The organism is Arthrobacter senegalensis (genome assembly GCF_059091765.1).
In genome coordinates this window covers 254,060-279,783 of record NZ_JBNHGZ010000003.1, presented here as the reverse complement: position 1 = coordinate 279,783, position 25,724 = coordinate 254,060, and the positions used below count along the sequence as shown (strand labels likewise).

Sequence of the window (25,724 nt, the reverse complement as noted above, 5' to 3'; positions counted from 1 at the left end):
GCGTCGGTCAGGATTCCGCGCTGAAACGCATCATGAGGCCCAGGGCCACGATGACCGTGCCCCAGACCAGCCCCAGGACCACCGTGAACCGGTTGAGGTTGCGCTCCGCGACGCCGGACGATCCCAGGCTGGTGGTCATGCCGCCGCCGAACATGTCGGACATGCCGCCGCCGCGCCCCTTGTGGAGCAGGATGAGCAGGGTCAGCAGCAGGCTCGTGATGCCGAGCAGGATTTGCAGCGTGATCTTCAGAGCTTCCACAGTGGCCTTTCGTCAGCTGTCGGGATATCCCAGTGGCGGGCAGACATCACTTTGTCAGCAGGTGTTGTTCGAACCTGACAATATTAGCAAATTCGCCTGCATCCAGGCTGGCGCCACCGACCAACACGCCGTCCACGTCGCGCTCGTTCAGGATCGCGGCCGCGTTCGCCGCCTTCACGGAGCCGCCGTAGAGCAACCGCACCCCGGCCGCCACGCTGTCATCGAAGAGGACGGCCATCTCCGCGCGGATGGCGGCGCACATCTCCTGGGCGTCCTCGGGACCGGCCACTTCCCCGGTGCCGATCGCCCACACCGGTTCGTAGGCGATGACCAGTCGGGCGGCCTGACCGGCGTCCAGGCCTGCCACATCGGCCCGCAACTGACCCAGCGTGTGCTCCACATGGTTCCCGGCCTGGCGCACCGCGAGGCCTTCGCCGACGCACAGCACCGGGGTCAGCTTGTGCCGGTAGGCCGCCTTCAGCTTCCCGTTGAGCAACGTGTCGTCCTCGCCGTGGATCTCGCGCCGCTCGGAATGCCCGACCAGCACGTACCGGCAGCCCAGCTTGGCCAGGAACTGCCCGGAGATGTCACCGGTGTAGGCGCCGGCGTCGTGCGGCGAGAGGTCCTGGGCGCCGTAAACCAGCTTCAGATCGTCGCCATTGACCAGCGTCTGCACGCCGCGCAGATCGGTGAACGGCGGGAACACGGCGACCTCGACCCGGGCATAGTCGTGCCGGGCATCGCTGAGCGTCCACGCTAGTTTCTGCAAGAGGGTGATGCCCTGGACATGGTCCATGTTCATCTTCCAGTTGCCGGCGATCAGCGGGGTGCGGTCGAACTTTCCGTTGGTCGAGCTGGTCACTGAGGTCTCCATCTGTCGGGGGCGCCGCGGTGGACGCCGTGCTGAGCGGTGTGGCGGGGCAATCCGGAGGCGCCGCGCGGCGGCGCGGGCCTGGGCGATGCCGGCATCTCCTGCCGCCGGGGGCAGGAGATGCCGCTCGATCAGTTCTCCAGTGCCGCCAGGCCGGGCAGGGTCTTGCCCTCGAGGTATTCGAGGCTGGCGCCGCCGCCGGTGGAAATGTGTCCGAAGGCGCCGTCGTCAAAGCCGAGGGCACGCACAGCGGCGGCGGAATCGCCTCCGCCGACGACGGTGAAGCCGTCGCTGCCGGTGAGGGCCTTGGCGACCGTGCGGGTGCCGTTGGCGAAGGCGGCGAACTCGAACACGCCCATCGGTCCGTTCCAGAAAACGGTGTTCGCCGAGTGGATCTGGTGGGCGAAGGCCTCGGCCGACTCCGGGCCGATGTCCAGGCCGATGCCGGCGGAGCCAAAGGATGCCGACTCGATGCTGTCCGCTGGAACTACTTCCCAGGCCGCATCGGCGGCGAACTTCTCGGCGACCACGATGTCGGTCGGCAGGATGAACGTGCAACCCAGTTCCTTGGCGCGTGCGAGGTAGCCGCGCACGGTGTCCAGTTGGTCCTGCTCCAGCAGGCTGGAGCCGACCTTGTAGCCCTGGGCCGCCAGGAAGGTGAAGACCATGCCGCCGCCGACCAGCAGGTAGTCGGCCTTGCCCAACAGATTCTCGATCACGGCCAGCTTGTCCGAGACCTTGGAACCGCCCAGGACCACCACATACGGCCGCTGCGGCGCCTCGGTGAGCTTGTTCAGGACCTGGAGCTCCGTTCGCACGAGGTCGCCCTGGTAGGCCGGAAGCCGGCGGGCAATGTCGAAGACCGAAGCATGCTTGCGGTGGACGGCACCGAAGGCGTCGTCCACGTAGGCTCCGTCGGCGCCGGTCAGGGCGGCGAGTTCGGCGGCGAAGGCCTCCCGGTCGGCGTCGTCCTTGCTGGTTTCCCGGGGGTCGAACCTCACGTTCTCCACCACCAGCACTTCCCCGTCCTGCAGCCCCGCGGCCGCCTCCCGGGCGGCCGGGCCCACCGTGTCCGCGGCGAACTTGACCGTGACCGGTGCCAGTTCCTTCAGCCGGGCGACGGCGGGGCGCAGCGAGAACTTCTCTTCGGGTGCGCCCTTGGGGCGGCCTAGATGGGCCGTCACGACCACCCGCGCCCCGGCTTCCGCGAGCTTGACAATGACCGGCAGGGACGCCCGGATCCGCCCGTCGTCGGAGACCGCCAGGTCCGGGAGTTCGCCCTCCAGGGGGACATTCAGGTCCGAGCGGACCAACACGTGGCGTCCGCGGACCCCGGCGGCCAGCAGGGCATCAAGAGAATGTGCAGTCATTTCTTCCTTCGTGCGGAGGACGGGACGGGCGGGACCTAGGCCAGCTTTGACGCAATCAGAGCTGTCAGGTCCACCAGGCGGTTGGAGTAGCCCCACTCGTTGTCGTACCAGCCAACAACTTTCACCTGATTACCCATTACCTTAGTCAGTCCCGAGTCGAAGATCGAAGACGCCGGGTCTGTGACGATATCGGAGGACACGATGGGGTCCTCCGTATACGTGATGATCCCGGCCCAGTGCGGGTCGCCGGCGGCCTCCTTGAACGCAGCGTTGACCTCTTCCACGTCGGTTTCGCGGGACACGGTGACGGTCAGGTCGGTCATCGAGCCCGTCGGCACGGGCACACGGACCGCGAAACCGTCCAACTTGCCCTGCAGTTCCGGCAGGACCTGCCCGATGGCCTTCGCCGCGCCGGTCGATGTCGGCACCAGGTTGATGGCCGCCGCCCGGGCGCGCCGCAAGTCCCGGTGCGGCCCGTCCTGCAGGTTCTGGTCGGCGGTGTAGGCGTGGATGGTGGTCATGAGGCCGTGCTCGATGCCGAACTTCTCGTGCAGCACCTTCGCCATGGGCGCGAGGCAGTTCGTGGTGCAGGAGGCGTTCGAAATCAGGTGGTGGGAACCGGCGTCGTACTCGCCGTCGTTGACGCCCATCACGATGGTGATGTCCTCGTCCTTGGCCGGAGCCGAGATCAGGACTTTCTTCGCCCCGGCGTCGAGGTGCTTCCGGGCGCCGCCGCCCTTGTTGAACCGGCCGGTGGATTCGATCACGATGTCGACGCCTAGGTCGCTCCACGGCAGCGCGGCGGGTTCCTTTTCGGACAGGACGCTGACCTTCCGGCCGCCGACGATCAGGTTGCCGGCATCCACCTCGACCGTTTCTGCCAACACGCCGAGCACGCTGTCGTATTTGAGCAGGTGGGCCAGGGTATGCGCATCGGTCAGGTCGTTAACCGCCACGACCTCCAGATTTGTGTACTGCGCCAGGACGGCGCGGAAGTAGCTGCGGCCGATCCGGCCAAATCCGTTGATTCCAACTCGAGTAGTCATGAGCCTCTACCTCGTGGATGGGCCGTGACCGGAAGGGCTCCCCCGGTCCGTGCCCTTGTTGTTGGCCTGCTGGCCGGGTGGTCAGCGCGGAAGCGCCGGTGCGGGCGGCGGCGAAGCGGGCGGCGACGTCGGCCCGGTGGACGGTACCGGCGCGGTGTCCGCGCCGGCCCCGTGGCTGGCATGCATGAAGTCGTTCAGTTCCATGATCCTCGCCCGGACGCGCCGTTCCAAGGCCGCGCAACCGTGGCCGGGGTGCAGTTCGTGCGTGCCCATGGTTCCCTCCAAACTGACGTGCCGTGCCTAGTCGTCCAGCATCTCCGGCGTCACGTTGGCTTCGGTCCCCGGGATGCGCAGCTCCAGCGCCCGCTTGTCCGCCATGGCCAGCAGGCGGCGGATCCGGCCGGCGATGGCGTCCTTGGTCATCGGCGGGTCCGCCAGGCGCCCGAGCTCGTCCAGGGAGGCCTGCTTGTGCGCCACCCGGAGTTCACCGGCGTAGCGCAGGTGCTCCGGCACCTCGTCGTCGAGGATCTCGAGGGCACGCTCCACGCGCGCGCCCGCCGCGACGGCGGCCTGGGCCGAGCGCCGCAGGTTGGCGTCGTCGAAATTGGCCAGCCGGTTCGCGGTAGCCCGTACTTCCTTGCGCATCCGGCGTTCTTCCCACACCATCAGCGCGTCATGCGCGCCCATCCGGGTCAAGAGCGCCGCGATGCTGTCGCCGTCGCGGATGACAACCCGGTCCACGCCGCGCACCTCCCGGGCCTTGGCCGCGATCCCGAGCCGGCGGGCCGCGCCCACCAGCGCCAGCGCCGCTTCCGGGCCGGGACAGGTGACCTCCAGGGCGGAAGAGCGGCCGGGTTCGGTCAGCGAACCGTGCGCCAGGAAGGCTCCGCGCCAGACCGCCTCGGCATCGGCCGCCGAACCGTTGACGACCACGGAGGGCAGGCCGCGGACCGGCCGGCCGCGGCCGTCCAGCAGGCCGGTCTGCCGGGCGAGGGACTCCCCGTCCTTCACCACGCGCACGACGTAGCGGTTCCCGCGGCGCAGCGCACCGCCGGAGACCACGATGATGTCGCCGCTGTGGCCGTACACTTCCGAGATGGCGGTGCGCAGCCGCCGGGCGGTCGCAGCCAGATCAACTTCGGCCTCGATGACGATGCGGCCGGAAATGATGTGGAGTCCGCCGGCGAAACGGAGCGTCGACGAGACCTCCGCCTTCCGGACCTGGGACTTCTTGATGTCAAGGCGAGCGAGCTCATCCTTGACTGCTGCGGTCAGCGCCATGCACCTTGTCCTTACCTAATCCTTGTGGCCTTCGAAAATGTCGTGGTAGGCACTCGCCAGTCTCAACGGATCGTGTACGGGGCGTCCGCCTGAACTTCCTACTCTACCGAAGACCACGCGTGCTCCCAGCGCGGCCGCGGCATCCTCGAAACGCCCCTTGTCGTCAATCACGGCCGGATCGGCCAAGACCACGTCGAAACGCATCCCGGGGGCGCAGCGCCTCACCGCGGCCAGGTGGTCCGAGGCCGTCATCCCGGACGTTTCCTTGGTGTCCACCGACAGGTTCATGGTCAGGCAGCGGCGCGCCGGGGTGTCGCAGAGCGCCTCGCGCATCTCCTTCAGCATCAGGTGCGGCAACACCGAGGTGTACCAGGAGCCGGGCCCGAGGATCACCCAGTCGGCATATTCGACGGCGTTCAGTGCCTCGACGCAGGCCGGGGCGTCGTCGGGCAGCAGGCGCACGTCGTGGACGTGGCTGTTGCGTCCGGCCGCCGCCAACCGCGACTGGCCGGAGATCAGTGCGGTGCGCAGCCGCCCGTCCTCGCCCTCCACCAGCACGTCGCCCTCGATGGTCAGCGGCACGGTGGCCATCGGCAGCACCTCCCCGCGGGCCCCCAGCAGGGCGCCGGCCCACTTCAGGCCGGCAACGGGGTCGCCGAGCAGCTCCCACAGGGTCACAATCAGCAGGTTTCCGAGGGCGTGGTTGTCCAGCGACGGCTCGGCGCCCGGGGATGACTTGAAGCGATGCTGCATCACATCGCGCCAGGTCCGCCCCCAGTCGGTGTCATCGCACAGCGCCGCGAGGGCCATCCGCAAATCTCCCGGCGGGAGGACGCCGAACTCCTTGCGCAGGCGGCCGGAGGATCCGCCGTCGTCAGCCACCGTGACGATGGCTGTCAGTTCCGTGGTGAGCAGCCGCAGCGCGCCCAGCGAGGCAGAGAGCCCGTGCCCGCCGCCCAAAGCCACCACGGAGGGAGGCGCGCCGCTCTTCCCGGTCCGGCTGCGGGAGGTCCCCGGGGCGGGAACCAGCGGCATCGGTCCGGTCAGGATCGCCACTATTCGCGCCCCAGGTCCCGGTGCTGGACGGTGACTTTGACGCTCGGCAGCTGGGCCAGCCGCTTCCCGATTTCCTCGGCGACCGCCACGGAGCGGTGCTTGCCGCCGGTACACCCGATGGCGATGGTGCCGTAGTGCTTGTTCTCGCGGCGGTAGCCCTCCAACACCGGCTCCAGCGCGTCCACATATCGGTTGACGAATTCATCGGCCCCGGAGTCCACCAGCACGTAGTCGCGGACCTTCTCGTCCAGCCCGGTGTGCGGGCGCAGCGCGGGGACCCAGTGCGGGTTGGGAATGAAGCGGGCGTCGGCGACGAAGTTGGCGTCCACCGGCAGCCCGTACTTGAAGCCGAAGCTGACCACGTTGATGCGCAGCACGATCGGACCGGATTCGGTGAAGAGTTCCGTGATGGCAGTGGCCAGGGCGTGGACGTTCATCTCGGTGGTATCCACCACCAGGTCGGCCGAGTCCTTGAGGCTGCTCAACAGTTCCCGTTCGGCGGTGATGCCGTCGGATATGCGGCCGTCACCCTGCAGCGGGTGCGGCCGGCGGCCCTGTTCGAAGCGGCGGACCAGGACGTCCCCGGAGGCGTCCAGGAACAGCACCCGGTAGTGGATGCCGCTGGCCGCCAGGGCATGCAGCGCCTCACGGATGTCGCGGAAGAGGCTCTGGCTGCGCACGTCCACGACCACGGCAAGCTTGGGCAGCGACTGCGGCATCCGCGAAACCAGTTCGGCCAGCGTGCCCAGCATCTGCGGCGGCAGGTTGTCCACCACGTACCAGCCGTGGTCTTCGAGGGCATGCGCCGCCGTGGTCCGGCCGGCCCCGGACATGCCGGTGACCACCAGGAGTTCGGATTCCACCGGCTTTTCCGGCGTCAAGTCCTCATCCACCGTCATCGTCATTCCATCCATCCCGACCCCCGCTCCTCGATTCAAGCTCTAGCCTAACTAAGATTCGATGATTTCGCCGGTCGCCATATTTACCGCCGGCGCGGGCTCCTCCGCGGCACCGGCAGCTAGCTGGCGCTTCAAGGAAGCCGCCAGCGCCGGGCCGATGCCCGGAACCTGCTGCAGCTCTTCGGCGCTGGCCGCCTTGAGTTTCTTGGCCGAGCCGAAATGTTTCAGCAGCGCCTTGCGTTTCGCCGGCCCGAGGCCCTGGATGCCGTCCAGCACCGAGACGGTCATGGCCTTGCCGCGCTTCTGCCGGTGGTAGGCAATCGCGAAACGGTGGGCCTCGTCGCGGATCCGCTGCAGCAGGAACAGGCCCTCGGACGAACGCGGCAGGATCACGGGGAAATCGTCGTCGGGCAGCCAAACTTCCTCCAGCCGCTTGGCCAGGCCGACCACGAACACGTCGGTAATACCCAGGTCCGACAGCGCGCGGGAAGCGGCGGCCACCTGGGGCGGCCCGCCGTCCACCACCACCAGGTTGGGCGGATAGGCAAACTTGGTTTTGGGCGCCGGCGTGAGCGTCTCTTCAAGCACGACGGCGGTGTCCGCGCCGTCCCCGGCAGGGGTTTCGCCTGCATCGGCGGCCGCCGGGATGCCCTGGTGGCCTTGTTCCGCCAGATAGTTCCGGAAGCGCCGGCTGATCACGTCATACATCGCCGAGGTGTCGTCCCGGGCGGCCTCGCCGGTGATCGCGAAGCGGCGGTAGTCGGACTTCTTGGGCAGCCCGTCTTCCACCACCACCATGGAGGCCACCACGTTGGTGCCCTGCACGTGGGAGATGTCGTAGCATTCGATCCGCAGCAGCGCCACGGGCAGATCCAGTGCCTCCTGCAACTGCTGGAGGCCGGCCGAGCGCGTGGTAATGTCGCCGGCGCGCCGGCTCTTGTGCAGGGCCAGGGCCTGCTCGGCGTTCTCCCTCACGGTGGCCAGCAGGGCAGCCTTGTCACCGCGTTTCGGCACGTGGATCTGCACCCTGCTGCCGCGGAGTGCGCTGAGCCAGGCCTGCAGTTCGGCGGCATTCTCCGGTTCCTGCGGCAGCATGACCTGGCGCGGGATCCGGTCCGGCCCGTCGGCGTCCCCGTAAACCTGCTGCAACAGGTGTTCGGCCAGGTCGGCGTCGCTCTGGTCCTCGACCTTTTCCACCACCCAGCCGCGCTGGCCGCGGATCCTGCCGCCGCGGACGTGGAACACCTGGACGGCCGCCTCCAGTTCGTCCTGGGCCAGGGCGAACACGTCGGCGTCGGTGTCTTCAGTGAGCACCACGGCATTGCGTTCGAAGACCCGGCGCAGCGCGGCGATGTCGTCCCGGTGACGCGCCGCCGTCTCGTAGTCGAGTTCGGCCACCGCCGCGGCCATCTTCTTTTCGAGGTCCCGGATAAACCGGTCGGCTTCCCCGCCCATGAACGCGCAAAACTCGGCGGCCAGGGCCTTGTGGTCCTCGGGCGAAATCCGTCCCACACAAGGCGCCGAGCACTTGTCGATGTAGCCCAGCAGGCACGGCCGGCCGGTGCGCTGGGCCCGGTTGAAGACGCCGGTGCTGCAGGTGCGGACCGGGAAAACCCGCAGCAGGGTGTCCACGGTCTCGCGGATCGCTTTGGCCGGGTAGTAAGGACCGAAGTACTTCACGCCCTTGCGCCGCTCGCCGCGCATCACCTGCACGCGCGGGAACTTCTCCCCCATGGTCACGGCCAGGTAGGGATAGGACTTGTCGTCCCGGAACATGATGTTGAAGCGCGGTGTGAACTCTTTGATCCACGTGTACTCGAGCTGGATGGCCTCCAGTTCGCTGCCCACGATCGTCCACTCCACCGAAGCCGCCGTGTGCACCATCGCATGGGTCTTGGGCGGCAGGTTCTTGGGGCTGGCGAAGTAACTGTTGAGCCGGGACCGCAGGTTCTTCGCCTTGCCGACGTAGATCACCCGCCGGTGCTCGTCCCGGAAGCGGTAGACGCCGGGATTGGTCGGGATCTCCCCCGTCCGCGGACGGTAGGAAGCAGGATTAGCCATGGCCGGTCACTCCCTTCCTCGCCTGGGCCCTGGGTGCCGTCCGGCCGGTCAAGCCGACGGCGTCTTGTTGTAGCTGTTCGAGCGTTCCTGGCCGGTCAGGTCGGCGATCGCGTCCATGATCTGGTCGGTGGCCGACCGGCGCGCCGGCAACGAGTGCTCCGGCCCGGTCCGCTTGAAGTACAGCGGCTTGCCGATCCGGACCGTGAAATGGCTCGGCCGGATCATCATCCTCCCGGCGGGCTGCAGCTGTTCGGTGCCGATCAGCCCGACCGGCAGCACCGGCGCCCCGGTCGTGAGGGCCAGCCACCCCACGCCGGTGCGGCCCCGGTAGAGCTTGCCGTCACGGGACCGTGTTCCTTCAGGATAAATCCCGAAAGCCTCGTTGCGGTCCAGTACGTCCAGGGCGCTCTGCAGCGCGGCCACGCTGGCGGCCTGTTCGCCCCGCTCCACCGGTATCGAGCCGACGCTGTGAAAAAACCACCGCATCGCAGCACCCTTGGGACCGCGGGTGGTGAAGTATTCGGCTTTGGCGAAAAAGGCCACCTTCCGCGGCATCATCGCCTGGATGATGACGCTGTCGAGGAAGGACAGGTGGTTCGGTGCCACAATCACCGGGCCGGTCGCGGGAAAGTTCGCGATGCCTTCAATCGTCGGCCGGCAGCTGAGCCGCAACCCGGCCCGGAACGAGGCGCGGGTCGCTTCGAACGTCCTCATGCGGCCGGTCCGGGGCGTCCGGCCAGGGCGCCCTCGGGCTCGGCGGCGGTCAGCCGCCCAATAGCGGCCTCAAGTTCTTCGGCGGTATCCACGACGACGGCGGCGCCGGCGGCTTCCAGTTCCCCGGGGGCTGCGAAGCCCCAGCCGACCCCGACGGCGGGGATGCCGAGCCGGAGAGCAGCGGCCGCGTCGTAGAGCCGGTCGCCCACCATGACCACCGGGCCGCACGCGTCGCTGAAAGCGTCCAACGCGGCCTGCAGGATCGGCACCTTGCCCAGTCCGGGTTCCGCCGGGGCGGGATCGTCGCCCTCGGCTCCGTAAATCCCCGCAAAGTACTGCTCCAGGCCCTGCAGCCGCAGCAGCTCCCGCGCCAGCCCGGTCGGCTTTTGCGTGGCGACGGCGAGGATCGCGCCGGTGGAGAGGAGCCGCTCCAGCAGGCCGGTGATGCCCGGGTACACGCGGCTTGCCGCCATTCCGGACCGGCGGTAGCCCGCCCTGTACAAGGCGATCACCTCGCCGAGCCGGTGCTCCGGGACGCCGGCGCCGCGGAGGGATTCACCCAGCGGCGGCCCGACCAGGGATCCGAGTTCTTCCTGCGGCGGGACCGGCAGGCCGGCCGCCGCGAGGGCGCCGGCTATTCCGGTGGTGATGGCACCTGCGGGGTCAACCAGGGTTCCGTCGAGGTCGAAAAGTACCAGCGCAGGCAATTGAGTCACCCGGGCATTTTCCCACAGATCCGCGGATCCGCCGGAATCCATTCCTGCTGGGGAATACCTTTTTCCGTCCGGCAGGCTCACTGGTGGCCGAGCGCCTCCGCCAGAAAGCGGCCGGTGTGGCTTCCCTCGACTGCCGCCACCTGCTCGGGAGTGCCGCTGGCGATGATCTGGCCGCCGCCGGAACCGCCCTCGGGCCCCATGTCCACAACCCAGTCGGCGCTCTTGATCACGTCGAGGTTGTGCTCGATGGTGATCACCGTGTTGCCCTTGTCCACCAGCCCCTGCAGCACCTGCAGCAGCTTGCGGATGTCCTCAAAGTGCAGGCCGGTGGTCGGCTCGTCCAGCACGTAGATGCTCCGCCCGTTCGAGCGGCGCTGCAGTTCGCTGGCGAGCTTGACGCGCTGGGCCTCCCCGCCCGACAGCGTGGTGGCCGGCTGTCCGAGCCGGACGTACCCCAGGCCGACGTCCACCAGGGTCCGCAAGTGGCGGGCGATCGGGGTGAACGCGGCAAAGAATTCCGCTGCTTCCTCGATCGGCATGTCCAGGACTTCGGCAATCGTCTTGCCCTTGTAGTGGACTTCCAGCGTCTCGCGGTTGTACCGCGCGCCGTGGCAGACCTCGCACGGAACGTAGACATCGGGCAGGAAGTTCATCTCGATCTTCAGCGTGCCGTCGCCGGAGCAGGCCTCGCAGCGCCCGCCCTTGACGTTGAACGAGAACCGGCCGGGCAGGTAGCCCCGGAGCTTCGCCTCGTTGGTCTCGGCGAACAGTTTGCGGATGTTGTCGAAGACACCGGTGTAGGTGGCGGGGTTGGAGCGTGGCGTGCGGCCGATCGGGCTCTGGTCGACGTGGATGACCTTGTCCAGCTGGTCCACGCCTTCCACCCTGGTGTGCCGGCCGGCAACATGCTTGGCTCCGTTGAGCTTGTTCGCCAGCACCTTGTAGAGGATGTCGTTGACCAAGGTCGATTTTCCGGAGCCGCTGACGCCGGTGACCGCGGTGAAGATTCCCAGCGGGAACGAGGCATCGATGCCGCGGAGATTGTTTTCCCGGGCACCCACCACCTTGATCTGGCGCTTCTTGTCCATCTTCCGGCGCTTGGCCGGCAGTTCGATGCGGCGCCGGCCGGACAGGTAGTCACCGGTGATGGAACGCGTGTTGTCCAGCAGTTCCTGAAGCGAGCCGGAGTGCACCACTTCGCCGCCGTGCTCGCCGGCGCCCGGTCCGATGTCCACTATCCAGTCGGCCTCGGCGATGGTGTCCTCGTCGTGTTCCACCACTATCAGGGTGTTGCCGAGGTCGCGCAGCCGTGTGAGGGTCTCGATCAAACGGCGGTTGTCCCGCTGGTGCAGGCCGATGGAGGGCTCGTCGAGCACGTAGAGCACGCCCACCAGGCCGGAGCCGATCTGCGTGGCCAGCCGGATGCGCTGGGCCTCCCCGCCGGACAACGTGCCGGCGGCGCGCTCCAGGTTCAGGTATTCCAGGCCCACGTCCAGGAGGAACCGCAGCCGCGCCTGGATCTCGATGAGTACCTGGTGGGCGATCTGGGTTTCGCGGGCCGAGAGCTCCAGGCCCGCGAGGAACGAACTCGCCTCGCGCAGCGGCAGGGCAGACACATCCGCGATGGACTTGCCGTTGATCAGCACGGACAGCGACGCGGGGTTCAGCCGCGCGCCGTTGCATTCCGGGCACGGGACCTCGCGCATGTACTCCTTGTAACGGTCCCTCGCCCACTCGGACTCGGTTTCCTCGTGCTTTCGGTGGATGTACTGGAACGCGCCCTCGAATCCGGTGCTGTATTTCCGTTCCCGGCCGAAGCGGTTGCGGTACTGCACCACGACCTTGAAGTCCTTGCCGTGCAGTACGGCCTCCCGGACCTTCTTCGGCAGGTTCTTCCATGGCTCGTCCATGGAGAACCCCAGCTCATGCGAGAGCCCTTCGAGCAACCGCGTCCAGTACTCCTGGGTGGCTTTGCCCAAGGACCACGGGGCAATGGCGCCCTCGGACAGGCTCCGGTCGGGATCCGGGACCACAAGGTCCACATCTACTTCAAGCTTGCTGCCGATACCGGTACAGGCCGGACAGGCGCCGAACGGATTGTTGAACGAGAACGAGCGCGGCTCGATCTCGTCGATGGCGAGCGGGTGTTCGTTCGGGCAGGCAAGGTGCTCGGAGAAGCTACGCGTACGGCCCGGGTCGTCCTCGTCAATGTCGACGAAATCGGCCAGCACGCGGCCCTCCGCGAGGGCCAGGGCGGTTTCCACCGAGTCGGTCAGGCGCTGGTGGATGCCTTCCTTGGCCACCAGCCGGTCCACCACCACCTCAATGGTGTGCTTGTACTGCTTCCCCAGCTTCGGCGGTTCGCTTAGCTGCACCTGCTTGCCGTCCACCTTTGCGCGGGAAAAGCCCTTGGTGCTCAGTTCCTTGAACAGGTCGACGAACTCGCCCTTGCGCCCGCGCACTACCGGGGCCAGGATCTGGAACCGGGTCCCTTCGGGAAGCTCTTGCAGCTGGTCCACGATTTGCTGCGGGGTCTGCTTTTCCACCGGTTCACTGCACTGCGGGCAAAAGGGGCGGCCGACGCGGGCCCACAGCAGGCGCAGGTAGTCGTAGATCTCGGTGATTGTTCCCACGGTGGAGCGCGGGTTGCGGCTGGTCGATTTCTGGTCGATCGAGACCGCCGGCGACAGGCCCTCGATGAAGTCCACATCCGGCTTGTCCACCTGCCCCAAGAACATCCGCGCATAGGAAGAGAGCGATTCCACGTACCGGCGCTGGCCCTCGGCGAAGATCGTATCGAAGGCCAACGACGACTTGCCCGAGCCGGACAGGCCCGTGAAGACGATCATGGCGTCGCGGGGCAGGTCCACGCTGACGTTCTGCAGATTATGCTCGCGGGCGCCCTTGACGACCAGCCGGGACATATCCGCGGAGCGGGAAACGGAGGTGGCAGACTCGGAATCGGTCGCCGGGACGGACGCTTCGCTTGCTTTTAGCACGGTATCTACTCTAATCGAAAATTCGTTCGAACTTGTATTACATCGGTCACGGCGGACGGCACCTGCGGACAGAGAGCGTCCGCAATCGTCGGCTCCCCGGCCGGCGCCAGACGACGCATGATGCCGCCTACTTGATGCCGTGGCGCTCCAACGCGGCCTTGGCGGCGGCGAGTGCTTCCTTGCCGCCGATCCCTTGACCGTGAACGGCGCGGGCGAATGCTTCGGCGGCATCGCCCAGTTGTTGCCGGGCCTTGCCGGCTCCGGCGCTGACCACGGTGCCGGCCCGGCCGTGGGTTTCCACCCGCCCGGCAGTTTCAAGCTCCCGGTAGGCGCGTGCCACGGTATTCGGGACCACACCCAGATGGTCGGCCAACCGCCTGACGGGCGGCAGCTTCGTGCCTACCGGGAGTTCGCCGGCATCGGCCGCTTCGATGATCCGCAGCCTCAACTGCTCGAAGAGCGGCACGGCGCTGTCGCGGTTCATCCGCCAGTCAAACTCGCTCGCTTCCATCGTCTGCGCCCGCTCCTCGTCGTGTCCCCAGCATCGCGCTGCCTGTCCGCTGCTACAACCAGAATGACATCCTGAGCCGTCCGGGTCGACTGTCGGTAGGCTGGGAAGCATGTTGCTTCACGAAGATCCTGCAGTCACCATCCGCGGTATTTCCGTTTCCGAGATGGACAACAACGTCTATCTGCTGACGGCCAAGGCTTCCGGCACCCAGGTGTTAATCGACGCCGCCGATGACTTTCCGGCCATCCGGCAACTGCTGCGCGAGGGCGCCGCGGATGCCGGGCGGCCGGCCGAGGTTGCCCTGATCGTGACCACGCACAGCCACTGGGACCATGTCCGGGCCCTGCCGGAGGCGGTGGCCGCTACCGGCGCCAAGACGGCGGCCGGCGTGGAGGATATTCCGCAGATCGAGGTGCGGACCGATGTTGCGCTCGAGCATCAGGACGTTGGCCGGTTCGACGGATTCTCGTTGGAAGCCATCAAGCTGCGCGGGCACACGCCGGGTTCCGTGGCGCTGCTCTACCGCGCACCCGAGGGTCCGCCGCACCTGTTCACCGGAGATTCCCTGTTTCCGGGCGGGCTGGGCAACACGCAGCAGGATCCCGAACGGTTTGCAACCCTCTTCAACGATGTGGCCGAACGGGTGTTCAACTACCTGCCCGACGACACGGTGGTCCATCCGGGCCATGGCGCCGGCACCACCCTCGGGGCAGAACGGCCCCACCTGGACGAGTGGAAATCGCGCGGCTGGTAGGGCGCATTCAACCCCGACAGACGTGGACGTTGGGGGGAATCCCGCCTGCCGGGGCTCTCTAATTCTAGCGCCGCGGGCTGCTTTCGCTCCCTTGCCACCCGAGGAAGGATGGCAGGCTGCCCCTGTCAGGCCAGGAAGGACGGCAGGCTGCGTTCCGCCGCGGAGTACGTGGCGGCGTCCGGAATCTGTCCCGCCATAAAGCGGTCCACGAGCCGCGGATCCACGTACGACTTGCGGGCGACGGCGGGCGTATTGCCCAGCCGCTCCGAGACGGCGTGCATGGCTGCGACCACGGCCTTGCGCCGTCCGGTGAGATTCGGCCTGCCGGTGTAGCCGGCCAGTGCCACGGCGGCCGTTACCGTTCCCTGCCACGTCCGGAAATCCTTGGCACTGAACTCCGGCCCGCAGAGTTCGTGGATAAACTCGTTCAACTCCGACGCGCCCAGCCCCGACCAGTCTCCGGTGCCGTTGCGGTAACCGATGGCCGGATCGTCGGCCTTCAGGGTCCGCACCGCCGCCAGCTGGACGGCGATATCCGGATCCTTCAGTTCCACGTCCCACTGCAGTCCGCTCTTCCCGGGAAAATGCAGCCGGACGGTATCTTCCCGCACCTGCACGTGGCGAACCAACAACGTCGTAACCCCGTAGGATCCGTTATCTTCGGCGTAGACTTCCGAACCGATCCGCAACGACGCGCTGTCCAGCAGGCGGAAGGCAACGGCACAGGCCACTGGGCGGGTTCGTTCGCCGGACCTCAGCAGCCTCGTCACCTTGCGGCGCGCGGTGGTCAGGGTGGCTCCGAACGCCAGGGAGCGGTCGAACTTTTCCCGATCCCTGAGTTCCCGCCAACGGGCATGGTAGATGTATTGCCGCCGCCCGGCGTCGTCGGTTCCCGCGGCCTGGATATGCCCGTTGGGTGCCGGGCAGATCCACACATCCGACCACGCCGGCGGGACCGCCAACGCCTTGATCCTTCGGAGCTCGTCCCCGGCAGGCCTCGAACCGTCGGGGTTGCGGTAGGAAAACCCCGTCCCGTGGCGCCGGCGGGTGATGCCGGGTGCACGGACGTTGCTGCGCCTTAGCCTCAGACGGGCACCTCCATCTTGAATCCGCAGCTGCAGCGAAGGATTTCGACGTCGACCCGCACGGTCGGGAGCGGCCCGGTTTCCGGGGAGCCTGCATCCACGGGATCAACGATGGAGTGGTCGATGCGTTCCACCGGCTGCATGGGCTCCCCGCAGTGCATGTAGCCCTCGGCGCCGAAATCGATTCCGACGCTCTCGGATTCCGTGGCCGGCACCTTGAAGGTTTCGTGCCCGTAGTAAGCGTCGCAGCGGCTGCACCAGTAGCTGACGTCCCATCGCGGCAGTGCGGGCGCCCCGGCCTGCGGCGGCAGCAGCGTTACGGCATCGAAGACCAGGTACTCGTCGGTGCTGCAGGCAGAGCACGAGGGATCGGGCAACGCGCTTCCCGCTTCCCGGTCCTGGCCGGCATGGGCACTTGAACTGTCATTGGCAATCATGATCGTCTGCCCTTCCAATCTGCAATCCAACTAATGATAAGTATACTGTTTGTAACCCATCATACTGAGGTTGGAAAAGCAGCATAAGCGCCGCGGCGGCGCCCCCGGAAGGGTCTACGGCCACCCGCGGCACTGGCCGCTTGGATCAGCCGCCAGGGAAGTAGCCCCGGGCGGGGCTAACTGGTGCCGTCATACAGCGAGTCCGGCGGTTCGCCCCCAGGTTTGCCGTACAGGCCACGGACCCGCCGCTTGCTGGCCTGCAGCGCGTCCCTGCTGTCGCGCCGGTCCAGTTCGACCCGCAGCTCCTCCAGGCGGAACTCGGTCTCGGGGTCGGCCGCGCCGAACTGGATGCTTTCCCGCTCGAGCTGGCGCATGGCCCTGCCGTACAGTGCCAGCAGTTCGGGGTCGCCCAGGGGAGCCAGATCCATGGGAAATTCGTCGGCGGGTGACAGATGGCGGTGCCGCATCAGTTCCGCCCCAAACCGAGGAAACCCCCTGCATACCGACCGGCATCGGACCTGTCCATGCGCAGCCTCCAGATAGCCCGGGAGCCGATTCGGCTCCAACTGCTGCGAGCTTACAAGCGCTTCCCCCCTCCGGCAACGAATGACTGTATTATCGCGCCGGCGCGGTTAATTTTACGCCTTGGTCTTGACAGGCGGCAGCCCGGGATGCCGTGGGCATCCCGGGCACCCGTCCGCCGGGGCGGCGGAATGATTATTCGTCGTAGCGTTCTTCCCGGATGGTTCCGAACGGGACCTCCTCGGTCGCCATGGCTTGCACTTCGTTGGGGAGGAAGCGGACCAGCACGCCGCGATCGCCTTCGGCGGCCGATTGCTTCAGCACCGGCAGGATCGCGTCGGCCTGGGTCGGCTCACATCCGGCCAGGTACTTGGCATACGCCTCCGGCAACTGCTCCGACATCATGGCCGCCGGGATCAGTAGGAGATGAACTCGACCAGTTCACCCACCCGGTCCTCCGGATAGTTGCGGGCGACGTCGGCCTGGCTGAGTATTCCGACCAGGTCGTGTCCATCGATGACCGGCAGCCGGCGCACCTGATGGTCCTGCATGGTTCTGATGGCCTCTTCGATGCTGTCGTCCGCGCCGATGGTCACCGGCTTGCCTTGGCCCAGTTCGCCCGCTTTCACCTCGCGCGGGTCCCGCCCGTCGGCCAGGCACTTGATCACAATGTCGCGGTCCGTGACCATGCCCTTGAGCCTGTTGTCCTCACCGCAGATGGGCAACGACCCCACGTCGAGGTCGCGCATTTTTTGCGCGGCCAGCTCCAGCGTCTCGTTCTCGCCAATGCATTCAACACCACCGGTCATGATTTCCCTTGCGGTTGTCACGGATATCAGTCCCTTCAGGTAGTTCGAGCCGCTTCGCGCACCGTCCGGCCAGCGGGGACGAGCACGCCAAGCTGATCTATAAGGTTACTTACAATTACCACAGGGCGCGGGGGAATTGAAGGGCGGCCCGCGCCTTAAGCCACGGAGCCCCCGTGAACCAGCGGCTCACGGGGGCTCAGTGACAAAGGAACCGGATCAGCGCCTGGCGCCGCCTTCGGTGTCGTCGGCAACACGGTCGGCGTCCTCGTTCAGGTGGGCCTTGGCGTCGGCGATCTTGTCCTTGGCCTCGCCCTCGACCTGCTGGCCCTTGCCCTTCAGCTGCTGGGACTTGTCATCCCTCGCCTCGCCGACGGCTTCGTTGACCTTGCCGGTCACCTTGTCCTTCGCAGCATCGAACTTGTCGCCCATACCCATATCAGCACCTCTTTCGGTTCAGGTTTTCCTACAGGTCCAGCCAGAGTATCGCGCCGCGGGCCAAGTAGAAAGCTTGCTGACCTTCGGGCCGGTTCGCCCGGGGCTGACCCTTCGCGCTTCCGGATCCTCACGGGAGGGCAGGCCCCTACCCGGCTGTACGACCCGATGCGCGACAGCGTAGGGTGGCATCACGATCAGCATACTGACCATACCGGCCGCTCCCCGGCCACGCCTTCCACTCCAGTGGAGCACCAACGGTGCCGGCGGAGCCTTCACAGCGGCCGTTAGAAGGGAGCCAGACATGACGGATCAGTACACCTTCCAGAATCCGGTCGACCGTTTTCCCAGCATCTCGCCGCCCAAACAGAGCCAGCCGGAGCCCGGGCTGGACAAAGAGCTGGAGCCCGAGACCGACCGCGGCGAAGAGTCGTACCGCGGCACCGGCAGGCTGACCGGCCGCAAAGCCCTGATCACGGGAGCGGACTCCGGCATCGGCGCCGCCGTCGCCATCGGGTTCGCCCGCGAGGGAGCCGACGTCGCCCTCTCCTACCTTCCGGCGGAGGAATCCGATGCCCGGCACGTCGCTTCGGTCATCGAGCAGGATGGCCGGAAGGCGGTGCTGCTTCCGGGCGATATTTCCGATGCCGAGGCGTCCCGCGAGCTGGTCGCCAAGGCGGTGGAACAGTTGGGCGGGCTGGACATCCTGGTCAACAACGCAGGGCGCCAAATCGCCGTCGAGAAAATCGAAGACATCAGCGACGAACAGTTCGAGGACACGTTCCGCACGAATGTTTTTGCCATGTTTTGGATCACCAAGGCGGCCGTGCCGCACATGGCGCCGGGCTCGACGATCATCAACACGACCTCGGTCCAGGCCTACAATCCCTCGCCGGTCCTGCTGGACTATGCCTCCACCAAGGCGGCCATCAACAACTTCACCAAGGGTCTTGCGCAGCAGTTGGCAAGCCGCGGCATCCGGGTCAACGCCGTGGCCCCCGGCCCCTTCTGGACCCCGTTGCAGGTCAGCGCGGGACAGCCGAAGGAAAAGCTGCCGGAGTTTGGCAAGAACGTTCCCCTCGGCCGCGCCGGGCAGCCCACAGAACTGGCGCCGGCCTACGTCTACCTGGCCTCGCCGGAGTCGAGCTACGTTTCCGGCGAGACGCTGAACGTCAACGGCGGAACGCCCACGCCGTAGAAGCGAAACGCCCGGCCTTCGAGGACCGCCCCTGCGCCGCCCACCGGGCCGCGGGGCGGTCGTCCGGAGGAAAGCGGAGAACAGAAGACTCAGCCGAGCTTGCGTCCCACCGCGAAGATCCGGCGGAATCCGAACACGGTTCCGTGTTCGCCGGCCGGGTAGGCGTCGCGCAACAGCGTGGCGTACTCGGATTCGAACTTGGCCGCTTCTGCCGCCGGCAGGGCGGCCAGGACGGGGCGCAAACCGGTGCCCCTGACCCACTCCAGCACCGGGTCCGGCCCATGGAGCAACTGCTGGTAGGTCGTTTCCCAGACGTCGGCGTCACAGCCTTCGTCCCGTAGCAGCATGAGGTAGTCCTCGGGTTCGGAGACCGCGTCCTCGTGGCGAAGCACCCCGTCCAGCCGGCGATGCCACCGCGGCGAGCCGGCGAGCGCCCGCATGAGCGCGTGCGACGGCGCGGCGAAGTTGCCGGGTACCTGCACGGCGAGCCAACTGCCGGGCTTCATGGCGCGCAGCCAGGAACGCATGAGGTCCTGGTGCCCGGGCACCCACTGCAGCGCTGCGTTGGACACCAGCACGTCCAGCTCCGCCGGAGGGGTCCAGGTCCGGATATCCCCTGCCACGAATGCCAACCTGGCTGAGGTGTGCCGCTGCTGTGCCTGCCGGATCATCTCGGGCGAGGAATCCACTCCGGTGACGCTGGCGGCGGGCCAGCGGTCGGCGAGCGCCGCCGTCAGGCCGCCCGGGCCGCAGCCCAGATCCACCACCACTGCGGGGTCGTCGGCGGCGATCCTTCCGGTCAGGTCAAAAAACGGCCGGTCGCGGTAGCCTGCGAATTCCACATACTTCTGCGGGTCCCAGTGCATGGGCAGTACGTTACGCCACGCCCCCGCCGGGGCACGCACCGGGTGCCCGCATGGCGGGGCACAATCACCGCATAAGCTGGAAACAACATGAATCTTCTCCAGCTCCTGCCGGGCACCGGCACTGCCTCAGATCCCGACGACGTGTACACCTGGTTCACCGAGTGGGTCGAATCCCGTGGAATGTCGCTCTACCCTGCCCAGGACGAAGCGGTCATGGAGTTGGTCACCGGCAACAACGTCATCCTGGCTACCCCCACCGGGTCGGGGAAGTCGTTGGTCGCGATCGCGGCCCACTTCCACGCCATGTCCGCCGGGACCGTCAGCTATTACACGGCACCTATTAAGGCGCTCGTGTCGGAAAAGTTCTTCGCCCTGTGCGACATCTTCGGCCCGGAGAACGTCGGCATGGTCACCGGCGACTCGTCGGTCAACCAGGACGCCCCGATTATCTGCTGCACCGCCGAGATACTGGCCAACATCGCGTTGCGCGAGGGCTCCGCCGCGGACCTTGGCACGGTGGTCATGGACGAGTTCCACTACTACTCCGACCCGCAGCGCGGCTGGGCCTGGCAGGTGCCGCTGCTGGAACTGCCGCAGGCGCAGTTCCTGCTGATGTCCGCGACGCTGGGCGACGTGACCCGGTTCGAGAAGGAACTCACCGACCTCACCGGCAGGGCGACGGTCACCGTCAGTTCGGCCGAACGCCCCATTCCGCTGCATTACTACTATGTGCAGACCAGCGTGCAGGAGTCGCTGGAGGAACTGCTCTCCACCAAGCAGGTACCCGTCTACGTGGTGCACTTCAGCCAGTTGGAAGCCATCGAGCGCGCACAGAACCTCATGAGCATCAACGTCTGCACCCGGGAGGAGAAGGACCGCATCGCGGAACTGATCTCCGGTTTCCGGTTCGCGGCCGGATTCGGCAAGACCCTCAACCGCCTGGTCCGGCACGGCATTGGCGTCCATCACGCGGGCATGCTGCCCAAGTACCGGCGGCTCGTGGAGCAGTTGGCGCAGGCCGGGCTGCTGAAGGTCATCTGCGGCACCGACACCTTGGGGGTGGGCATCAACGTGCCCATCCGCACCGTGCTGCTGACCGCCTTGAGCAAGTACGACGGCGTGCGCACCCGCCTGCTCAACGCGCGCGAATTCCATCAGATCGCCGGGCGCGCGGGCCGGGCCGGCTATGACACGGCGGGCACCGTCGTCGTGCAGGCCCCGGAACACGTGGTGGAGAACACCAAGGCGATGGCCAAGGCGGTAGCCAAGTTTGGCGATGACCAGAAAAAACTTCGCCAAGTGGTGAAGAAGAAGCCGCCGACCGGCTTCGTGAGCTGGGGCGAACCGACCTTCCACAAGCTGGTGGAGAGCGATCCCGAACCGCTGACGTCCAGCTTTACCATCAGCCACGCGATGCTGCTGAACATTCTCGAGCGCCCCGGGGACCCGTTCGCCGCCGCCAAACGGTTGCTGACGCGCAACCACGAAACTCGCGCATCCCAGCTGAAGCTGATCAAGAAGGCACTGGGCATTTACCGGGAGCTGGTGGTTTCCGGCCTGGTGGAACGCCTGGACGCTCCGGACGAGAACGGGCACCTCGTCCGACTGAAGGTGGAGCTGCAGCCGAATTTCGCGCTGAACCAACCCCTTTCCCCGTTCGCCGTGGCCAGTCTGGACCTGCTGGACCCCGAAGACGGCGGCTATGCCCTGGACGTGGTCTCCATCATCGAGGCCACGCTGGAGAAGCCCCGCCAGATCCTGTCCGCGCAGGAGAAGAAGGCACGCGGCGAAGCAGTGGCTGCGATGAAGGCCGACGGCATCGAATACGACCAGCGGATGGCCCTGCTGGACGAGGTCACCTACCCGCAGCCGCTGGCCGAGCTGCTCGAGGCCGCCTTCGAGACCTACCGCCACGGTGCGCCCTGGCTGGGCGATTTTGAACTTGCGCCGAAGTCGGTCATCCGTGACATGTACGAACGGGCGATGAATTTCGGCGAGTTCGTGCAGTTCTACGGGCTGGCCCGCAGCGAGGGCATAGTGCTCCGCTACCTGACCGACGGCTACAAGGCACTGCGGCAGACCGTGCCGGCCGAGGCCCTGCGCGAGGACCTGGCCGACATCATCGCCTGGCTGGGCGAGCTGGTGCGGCAGGTCGACTCCAGCCTGCTGGACGAGTGGGAAGAACTCGCCGCGGGCAAGGGCGCCGCAGATCTGGCGGCCGAGCACGCCGCCGAGTCGGTGTTCACGCAGGAGCCGCCGAAACTGACGGATAACATCCGGGCCTTCCGCGTGATGGTGCGCAACGAGTTGTTCCGCCGGGTGGAACTGTTCGCCGAGGAGCAGGAAGAGGACCTCGGTGCCCTGGATGCCGATGCGGGCTGGGACGCCGACCGCTGGGCGGACGCCATGGACGCCTACTACGAGGAGTACGACGACCTCGGCATCGGGCCGGATGCGCGCGGACCGGCGCTGCTGATCATCGAGGAGCAGCCGGCCGTCTGGAAGGTACGGCAGATCTTCGATGACCCGGCCGGCAACCGGGACTGGGGCATCAGCGCCGAGGTGGACCTTGCCGCCAGCAACGAGACGGGAGCGGCCGCGATCCGGATTCTCGACGTCGGACCGGCCGGCGGCTGAGGCCGGCGGGTCGGCCCGATGCGAGGGCCAGCGGGGCGCACGACTGCTGCCCGGGCCGGCCGGCGGCTTCCGCTTGCAGGCGGTTGGCAGCGACCCTAGGGTGGTAAGCACACTTACCTTCCGCGGGGCGCGGTCCGCGCTCCCCCGGGCGGCGCGACAGGCGGACAAGCGTGAAAGCACTGACCTGGCAAGGCAAACGGAAGCTGAGCGTCGAGCAGGTTCCGGACCCGGTGCTGCGGGAACCCACGGACGCCATCATCAGGGTCACCTCCACCGCCATCTGCGGATCCGATCTGCACCTCTACGAGCTGTTTGGCCCGTTCCTGTCGCCCGGCGACGTCCTGGGCCATGAACCCATCGGGATCGTCGAGGAGACCGGAAGTGCCGTGCCGGGGCTCAAGCCCGGCGACCGGGTGGTGGTTCCCTTCAACATCGCGTGCGGGCGCTGCCACATGTGCAGCCGGGGGTTCCAGTCGCAGTGCGAAACCACGCAGGTCAAGGACAAGGGTTCAGGCGCCGCATTGTTCGGCTACACCGAGCTCTACGGCTCCGTTCCGGGCGGGCAGGCCGAGTTCCTGCGCGTCCCGCACGCGGACTACGGCCCCATCAAGATCGAGGACAGCCAGGCGCCGGACGAGCAATACCTGTTCCTCTCCGACATCCTCCCGACCGCGTGGCAGGCGGTGGCCTACGCCCAGGTTCCCGACGGCGGCACGCTGGCGGTTTTCGGGCTCGGGCCGGTCGGTCAGTTCGCCGCCCGCATCGGCCGCCACCTGGGCCACCGCGTGATCGGGATCGACCTTGTTCCGGAGCGGCTGGAGATGGCCCGCAGGCACGGCGTCGAGACCCTGGTGTGGGGACCCAAGATTGCCGACGAGCTGCGTGACGCGACCCGGGGCCGCGGTCCGGAGTCGGTGGTCGACGCCGTCGGCATGGAGGCGCACGGCGCGACGGCGGCGGCCACCGCGCAATTCGCCGTCGGACTCCTCCCCGACCCCGTGGCCAGGAAGCTGATGTCAACGGCGGGCCTGGACCGCCTCTCCGTCCTGCACGCCGCGATCGACGCCGTGGCCCGCGGCGGCACCATCTCGCTGTCCGGCGTCTACGCCGGCCAGGCCGACCCCATGCCGATGCTGACGCTCTTCGACAAGCAGGTCACGCTGCGGATGGGCCAGTGCAACGTCCGGCGCTGGATCGACGATGTGCTGCCGCTGGCGGCTGATCCGGCGGATCCGCTCGGCGTCGGCGACCTGGTCACGCACACGGCCCCGCTGGACCAGGCCCCGGAGATGTACGAGAAATTCCAGAAGAAGGACGACGGCTGCATCAAGGTGGTGCTCAAGCCGTAGCGCCCGCTCCGGGACGCTAGGCTTTTGTCATGTCTGTGATCCGCCCGGCCGACGAAGCCGATGTCCCCGTTATCCTCGACCTGATCCGCGACCTGGCCGTGTACGAGAAGGAACCGTACGCGGTCAAAACCACGCCCGAACAGCTTAAGGACGCCCTGTTTTCCGCCCGGCCGTCGGTCTTCGCGCACGTCGCGGAAGACGACGGCGGTGTGCAGGGTTTCGCGCTCTGGTTCCGGAACTTTTCCACGTGGGAGGGTGTGCACGGCGTCTATTTGGAGGACCTGTATGTACGGCCCGAGGCTCGCGGACGAGGTTACGGCAAGGCCCTGCTGCAGACGTTGGCCAGCCACGCGGTGGCTTCCGGGTACGCCCGGGTGGAGTGGTCGGTACTGAACTGGAACCGCCCGTCCATCGACTTCTACCGCAGCCTCGGCGCCCGGCCGCAGGAGGAATGGTCGACGTTCCGGCTGGCCGGCGACGCCCTCGCCTCGTTCGGCTCGGGCGCCGGCCGGGTGCACCCGTGACCGGACACCGGGTGACCGGAACGCACCGCATCCGCGGCATGCGGACGGCCGGGTATTTCTTTGACGTGCCGCTCGACCATGCGGATCCGGACGGCGAAACCCTCGAGATCTTCGCCCGCGAGTATTCATCCCTGGAACACGACGACGGCGCCGCGGCGCGTCTGCCGTGGCTGCTGTTCCTGCAGGGCGGGCCCGGCGGCCGAGGCAACCGGGTGACGTCGTTGTCCGGCTGGATGAAGGAGGCGGCCAAGACCTTCCGCATCCTCATGCTGGACCAGCGCGGCACCGGCCTCTCCTCCCCCGTGAACCGGCAGACGCTGCCGTTGCGCGGCGACGCGGCGGCGCAGGCGGCCTTCCTGGCCCATTTCCGTGCGGACTCGATCGTGCGAGACGCCGACCTGATCCGGCAGGAACTCGGCAGCGGACCGTGGAGCATCTTCGGGCAGAGCTACGGCGGCTTCTGTGCGCTGACCTACCTCTCCCTCGCACCCGAGGGGCTGCGGGAAGTGTTGATCACCGGCGGCCTGGCCCCGCTGGCGGGAGGAGCCGAGCAGGTCTACCGGGCCACGTTTCCCCGGGTGGAAGCACGCAACCGGGAATACTTCGCCCGCTACCCGGAAGACCGGGCCCGGGTCACCGCCGTCGCACGACACCTGGAATCGGTGCCCGAATACCTGCCGTCCGGCGAGCGACTGACCACCGGCCGGTTTCAGATGGCCGGGTCGTTTTTGGGCGGCAACACCCGGATCGACGCCCTGCACTACCTGCTGGAGGACGCCTTCGTCCCGACGCCGTCCGGCCGGCGGCTCTCGGATACCTTCCTGGAGCAGGTCTCCGCGCTGGCGGGCCGTGCTTCCAACCCCCTATATGCCCTGATGCACGAATCCATCTATGCCCAGGGCGAAGCGACCGGGTGGGCGGCGTGGCGCGTGCTCCGGGAGTTCCCGCAGTTCGCCCCGGAGGCGGACGAGCCGCTGCTCACCGGCGAGATGGTCTATCCCTGGTACTTCGAGCAGGACCCGGCCCTGGTGCCGCTGCGGGAGGTGGCCGAGCTGCTGGCGGCGAAGTCGGACTGGCCGGCGCTCTACGACGCCGACCGGCTGGCCGGGAACGACGTCCCCGCCGCCGCGGCCGTCTATCGCGACGACATTTACGTGGAGCGCGGCCTGTCCCTGGAAACGGCCGCGCGGGTGAAGGGGCTGCAGGTCTGGGAAACCGGTGAGTTCCATCACGACGGCATTGCGGACGACGGCGAGGCCGTCTTCCGGCGCCTGCTCGGCATGGTCCGGGGCTGACTGCCGTCCCTCACGGCCCGGCAAACGTGCCCG

The 25,724-nt window shown here is 67.4% G+C and carries 26 protein-coding genes; 6 read left to right on the top strand and 20 right to left on the bottom strand.

Features of this window, described 5'->3' with window-relative positions; all coding sequences use genetic code 11:
• Positions 1-7: 7 nt before the first annotated feature.
• The 13 genes from secG to AC5RVG_RS11365 all read right to left on the bottom strand — a co-directional run bounded on the left by secG (position 8) and on the right by AC5RVG_RS11365 (position 13,783).
• Positions 8-259, bottom strand: a complete 252-nt coding sequence (gene secG, locus AC5RVG_RS11425) for a preprotein translocase subunit SecG (protein WP_127515609.1) — start codon at positions 257-259, stop codon at positions 8-10.
• Positions 260-305: 46 nt separating this feature from the next.
• Positions 306-1,121, bottom strand: coding sequence for a triose-phosphate isomerase (gene tpiA, locus AC5RVG_RS11420; RefSeq protein ID WP_493999640.1), 816 nt, complete (start codon positions 1,119-1,121; stop codon positions 306-308).
• 140 nt (positions 1,122-1,261) lie between these two features.
• A complete protein-coding gene (locus AC5RVG_RS11415; RefSeq protein WP_493999639.1) occupies positions 1,262-2,500 on the bottom strand; it encodes a phosphoglycerate kinase in 1,239 nt (412 codons plus the stop codon).
• Between the two features lie 35 nt (positions 2,501-2,535).
• Positions 2,536-3,546: a type I glyceraldehyde-3-phosphate dehydrogenase gene (gene gap / locus AC5RVG_RS11410; protein ID WP_494013922.1), complete on the bottom strand. Its 1,011-nt coding sequence runs from the start codon at positions 3,544-3,546 to the stop codon at positions 2,536-2,538.
• Positions 3,547-3,627: 81 nt separating this feature from the next.
• Positions 3,628-3,819, bottom strand: a complete 192-nt coding sequence (locus AC5RVG_RS11405) for a hypothetical protein (protein ID WP_494013921.1) — start codon at positions 3,817-3,819, stop codon at positions 3,628-3,630.
• A gap of 27 nt (positions 3,820-3,846) precedes the next feature.
• Complete coding sequence (gene whiA, locus AC5RVG_RS11400) at positions 3,847-4,827, bottom strand: DNA-binding protein WhiA (protein WP_493987300.1); 981 nt, start codon at positions 4,825-4,827, stop codon at positions 3,847-3,849.
• 15 nt (positions 4,828-4,842) lie between these two features.
• Positions 4,843-5,883 carry a gluconeogenesis factor YvcK family protein gene (locus AC5RVG_RS11395; protein WP_493999636.1) on the bottom strand — a complete coding sequence of 347 codons (1,041 nt, stop codon included), beginning with the start codon at positions 5,881-5,883 and terminating at the stop codon, positions 4,843-4,845.
• A complete protein-coding gene (gene rapZ / locus AC5RVG_RS11390; RefSeq protein ID WP_493978538.1) occupies positions 5,883-6,797 on the bottom strand; it encodes an RNase adapter RapZ in 915 nt (304 codons plus the stop codon). The genes AC5RVG_RS11395 and rapZ overlap by 1 nt, the downstream gene beginning before the upstream one ends.
• 36 nt (positions 6,798-6,833) lie before the next feature.
• Complete coding sequence (gene uvrC, locus AC5RVG_RS11385; RefSeq protein ID WP_493999635.1) at positions 6,834-8,843, bottom strand: excinuclease ABC subunit UvrC; 2,010 nt, start codon at positions 8,841-8,843, stop codon at positions 6,834-6,836.
• A 48-nt stretch (positions 8,844-8,891) separates the two neighbouring features.
• Entirely contained in the window at positions 8,892-9,557 is a 666-nt protein-coding gene (locus AC5RVG_RS11380) for a lysophospholipid acyltransferase family protein (protein WP_493999634.1), read from the bottom strand.
• Positions 9,554-10,273, bottom strand: a complete 720-nt coding sequence (locus tag AC5RVG_RS11375; RefSeq protein ID WP_494013920.1) for an HAD hydrolase-like protein — start codon at positions 10,271-10,273, stop codon at positions 9,554-9,556. The genes AC5RVG_RS11380 and AC5RVG_RS11375 overlap by 4 nt, the downstream gene beginning before the upstream one ends.
• 77 nt (positions 10,274-10,350) lie before the next feature.
• The gene (gene uvrA / locus AC5RVG_RS11370) at positions 10,351-13,197 is read right to left on the bottom strand and encodes an excinuclease ABC subunit UvrA (protein WP_494014128.1); all 2,847 of its coding nucleotides are present in this window, start codon (positions 13,195-13,197) and stop codon (positions 10,351-10,353) included.
• 202 nt (positions 13,198-13,399) lie between these two features.
• Entirely contained in the window at positions 13,400-13,783 is a 384-nt protein-coding gene (locus tag AC5RVG_RS11365; protein WP_493978542.1) for a GntR family transcriptional regulator, read from the bottom strand.
• A gap of 109 nt (positions 13,784-13,892) precedes the next feature.
• On the opposite strand from AC5RVG_RS11365, the gene AC5RVG_RS11360 reads away from it, so the two are divergent.
• A complete protein-coding gene (locus AC5RVG_RS11360) occupies positions 13,893-14,537 on the top strand; it encodes an MBL fold metallo-hydrolase (RefSeq protein ID WP_494013919.1) in 645 nt (214 codons plus the stop codon).
• A 125-nt stretch (positions 14,538-14,662) separates the two neighbouring features.
• Here AC5RVG_RS11360 and AC5RVG_RS11355 read toward each other — a convergent pair whose 3' ends face one another.
• From AC5RVG_RS11355 to AC5RVG_RS11330, 6 genes are all read right to left on the bottom strand, one after another.
• Positions 14,663-15,589, bottom strand: a complete 927-nt coding sequence (locus AC5RVG_RS11355) for a DNA topoisomerase IB (RefSeq protein WP_494014127.1) — start codon at positions 15,587-15,589, stop codon at positions 14,663-14,665.
• A gap of 32 nt (positions 15,590-15,621) precedes the next feature.
• Positions 15,622-16,077 carry a hypothetical protein gene (locus AC5RVG_RS11350; RefSeq protein ID WP_494013918.1) on the bottom strand — a complete coding sequence of 152 codons (456 nt, stop codon included), beginning with the start codon at positions 16,075-16,077 and terminating at the stop codon, positions 15,622-15,624.
• Between the two features lie 158 nt (positions 16,078-16,235).
• Positions 16,236-16,487: a hypothetical protein gene (locus AC5RVG_RS11345; protein WP_493999630.1), complete on the bottom strand. Its 252-nt coding sequence runs from the start codon at positions 16,485-16,487 to the stop codon at positions 16,236-16,238.
• Between the two features lie 289 nt (positions 16,488-16,776).
• The gene (locus tag AC5RVG_RS11340) at positions 16,777-16,986 is read right to left on the bottom strand and encodes a hypothetical protein (RefSeq protein ID WP_494013917.1); all 210 of its coding nucleotides are present in this window, start codon (positions 16,984-16,986) and stop codon (positions 16,777-16,779) included.
• Between the two features lie 11 nt (positions 16,987-16,997).
• Positions 16,998-17,411: a CBS domain-containing protein gene (locus AC5RVG_RS11335; RefSeq protein WP_494013916.1), complete on the bottom strand. Its 414-nt coding sequence runs from the start codon at positions 17,409-17,411 to the stop codon at positions 16,998-17,000.
• A 195-nt stretch (positions 17,412-17,606) separates the two neighbouring features.
• On the bottom strand, positions 17,607-17,825 hold the full coding sequence (locus AC5RVG_RS11330; RefSeq protein WP_493999627.1) for a CsbD family protein: 219 nt from the start codon (positions 17,823-17,825) through the stop codon (positions 17,607-17,609).
• Positions 17,826-18,126: 301 nt separating this feature from the next.
• Here AC5RVG_RS11330 and AC5RVG_RS11325 point away from each other — a divergent pair, with 301 nt between their 5' ends.
• Positions 18,127-19,020 (top strand): glucose 1-dehydrogenase, encoded by an 894-nt coding sequence (locus tag AC5RVG_RS11325; protein ID WP_494013915.1) that lies wholly within the window; start codon positions 18,127-18,129, stop codon positions 19,018-19,020.
• Positions 19,021-19,109: 89 nt separating this feature from the next.
• Here AC5RVG_RS11325 and AC5RVG_RS11320 read toward each other — a convergent pair whose 3' ends face one another.
• Positions 19,110-19,886: a trans-aconitate 2-methyltransferase gene (locus AC5RVG_RS11320; RefSeq protein ID WP_494013914.1), complete on the bottom strand. Its 777-nt coding sequence runs from the start codon at positions 19,884-19,886 to the stop codon at positions 19,110-19,112.
• Between the two features lie 87 nt (positions 19,887-19,973).
• On the opposite strand from AC5RVG_RS11320, the gene AC5RVG_RS11315 reads away from it, so the two are divergent.
• The 4 genes from AC5RVG_RS11315 (at position 19,974) to AC5RVG_RS11300 (ending at position 25,691) form a co-directional block, all read left to right on the top strand.
• Positions 19,974-22,523 (top strand): DEAD/DEAH box helicase, encoded by a 2,550-nt coding sequence (locus tag AC5RVG_RS11315; RefSeq protein WP_494013913.1) that lies wholly within the window; start codon positions 19,974-19,976, stop codon positions 22,521-22,523.
• A gap of 170 nt (positions 22,524-22,693) precedes the next feature.
• Positions 22,694-23,872, top strand: coding sequence for a zinc-dependent alcohol dehydrogenase (locus AC5RVG_RS11310; RefSeq protein ID WP_494013912.1), 1,179 nt, complete (start codon positions 22,694-22,696; stop codon positions 23,870-23,872).
• 29 nt (positions 23,873-23,901) lie between these two features.
• On the top strand, positions 23,902-24,396 hold the full coding sequence (locus AC5RVG_RS11305) for a GNAT family N-acetyltransferase (RefSeq protein ID WP_494013911.1): 495 nt from the start codon (positions 23,902-23,904) through the stop codon (positions 24,394-24,396).
• A 38-nt stretch (positions 24,397-24,434) separates the two neighbouring features.
• A complete protein-coding gene (locus AC5RVG_RS11300; RefSeq protein WP_494014126.1) occupies positions 24,435-25,691 on the top strand; it encodes an alpha/beta fold hydrolase in 1,257 nt (418 codons plus the stop codon).
• Positions 25,692-25,724 lie beyond the last annotated feature (33 nt).

What these genes read in the sequence shown, in the direction of transcription:
- AC5RVG_RS11415 (WP_493999639.1), bottom strand. Translation starts at nt 2,500, where the DNA reads ATGACTGCACATTCTCTTGATGCCCTGCTGGCCGCCGGGGTCCGCGGA.
- AC5RVG_RS11305 (WP_494013911.1), top strand. Translation starts at nt 23,902, where the DNA reads ATGTCTGTGATCCGCCCGGCCGACGAAGCCGATGTCCCCGTTATCCTC.
- AC5RVG_RS11325 (WP_494013915.1), top strand. Translation starts at nt 18,127, where the DNA reads ATGACGGATCAGTACACCTTCCAGAATCCGGTCGACCGTTTTCCCAGC.
- AC5RVG_RS11300 (WP_494014126.1), top strand. Translation starts at nt 24,435, where the DNA reads ATGCGGACGGCCGGGTATTTCTTTGACGTGCCGCTCGACCATGCGGAT.
- AC5RVG_RS11320 (WP_494013914.1), bottom strand. Translation starts at nt 19,886, where the DNA reads ATGCACTGGGACCCGCAGAAGTATGTGGAATTCGCAGGCTACCGCGAC.
- AC5RVG_RS11360 (WP_494013919.1), top strand. Translation starts at nt 13,893, where the DNA reads ATGTTGCTTCACGAAGATCCTGCAGTCACCATCCGCGGTATTTCCGTT.
- AC5RVG_RS11365 (WP_493978542.1), bottom strand. Translation starts at nt 13,783, where the DNA reads ATGGAAGCGAGCGAGTTTGACTGGCGGATGAACCGCGACAGCGCCGTG.
- AC5RVG_RS11315 (WP_494013913.1), top strand. Translation starts at nt 19,974, where the DNA reads ATGAATCTTCTCCAGCTCCTGCCGGGCACCGGCACTGCCTCAGATCCC.
- AC5RVG_RS11405 (WP_494013921.1), bottom strand. Translation starts at nt 3,819, where the DNA reads ATGGGCACGCACGAACTGCACCCCGGCCACGGTTGCGCGGCCTTGGAA.
- gap (WP_494013922.1), bottom strand. Translation starts at nt 3,546, where the DNA reads ATGACTACTCGAGTTGGAATCAACGGATTTGGCCGGATCGGCCGCAGC.
- whiA (WP_493987300.1), bottom strand. Translation starts at nt 4,827, where the DNA reads ATGGCGCTGACCGCAGCAGTCAAGGATGAGCTCGCTCGCCTTGACATC.
- AC5RVG_RS11330 (WP_493999627.1), bottom strand. Translation starts at nt 17,825, where the DNA reads ATGGGTATGGGCGACAAGTTCGATGCTGCGAAGGACAAGGTGACCGGC.
- rapZ (WP_493978538.1), bottom strand. Translation starts at nt 6,797, where the DNA reads ATGGATGGAATGACGATGACGGTGGATGAGGACTTGACGCCGGAAAAG.
- AC5RVG_RS11345 (WP_493999630.1), bottom strand. Translation starts at nt 16,487, where the DNA reads ATGGATCTGGCTCCCCTGGGCGACCCCGAACTGCTGGCACTGTACGGC.
- uvrA (WP_494014128.1), bottom strand. Translation starts at nt 13,197, where the DNA reads ATGTCCCGGCTGGTCGTCAAGGGCGCCCGCGAGCATAATCTGCAGAAC.
- AC5RVG_RS11380 (WP_493999634.1), bottom strand. Translation starts at nt 9,557, where the DNA reads ATGAGGACGTTCGAAGCGACCCGCGCCTCGTTCCGGGCCGGGTTGCGG.
- uvrC (WP_493999635.1), bottom strand. Translation starts at nt 8,843, where the DNA reads ATGGCTAATCCTGCTTCCTACCGTCCGCGGACGGGGGAGATCCCGACC.
- AC5RVG_RS11340 (WP_494013917.1), bottom strand. Translation starts at nt 16,986, where the DNA reads ATGATGTCGGAGCAGTTGCCGGAGGCGTATGCCAAGTACCTGGCCGGA.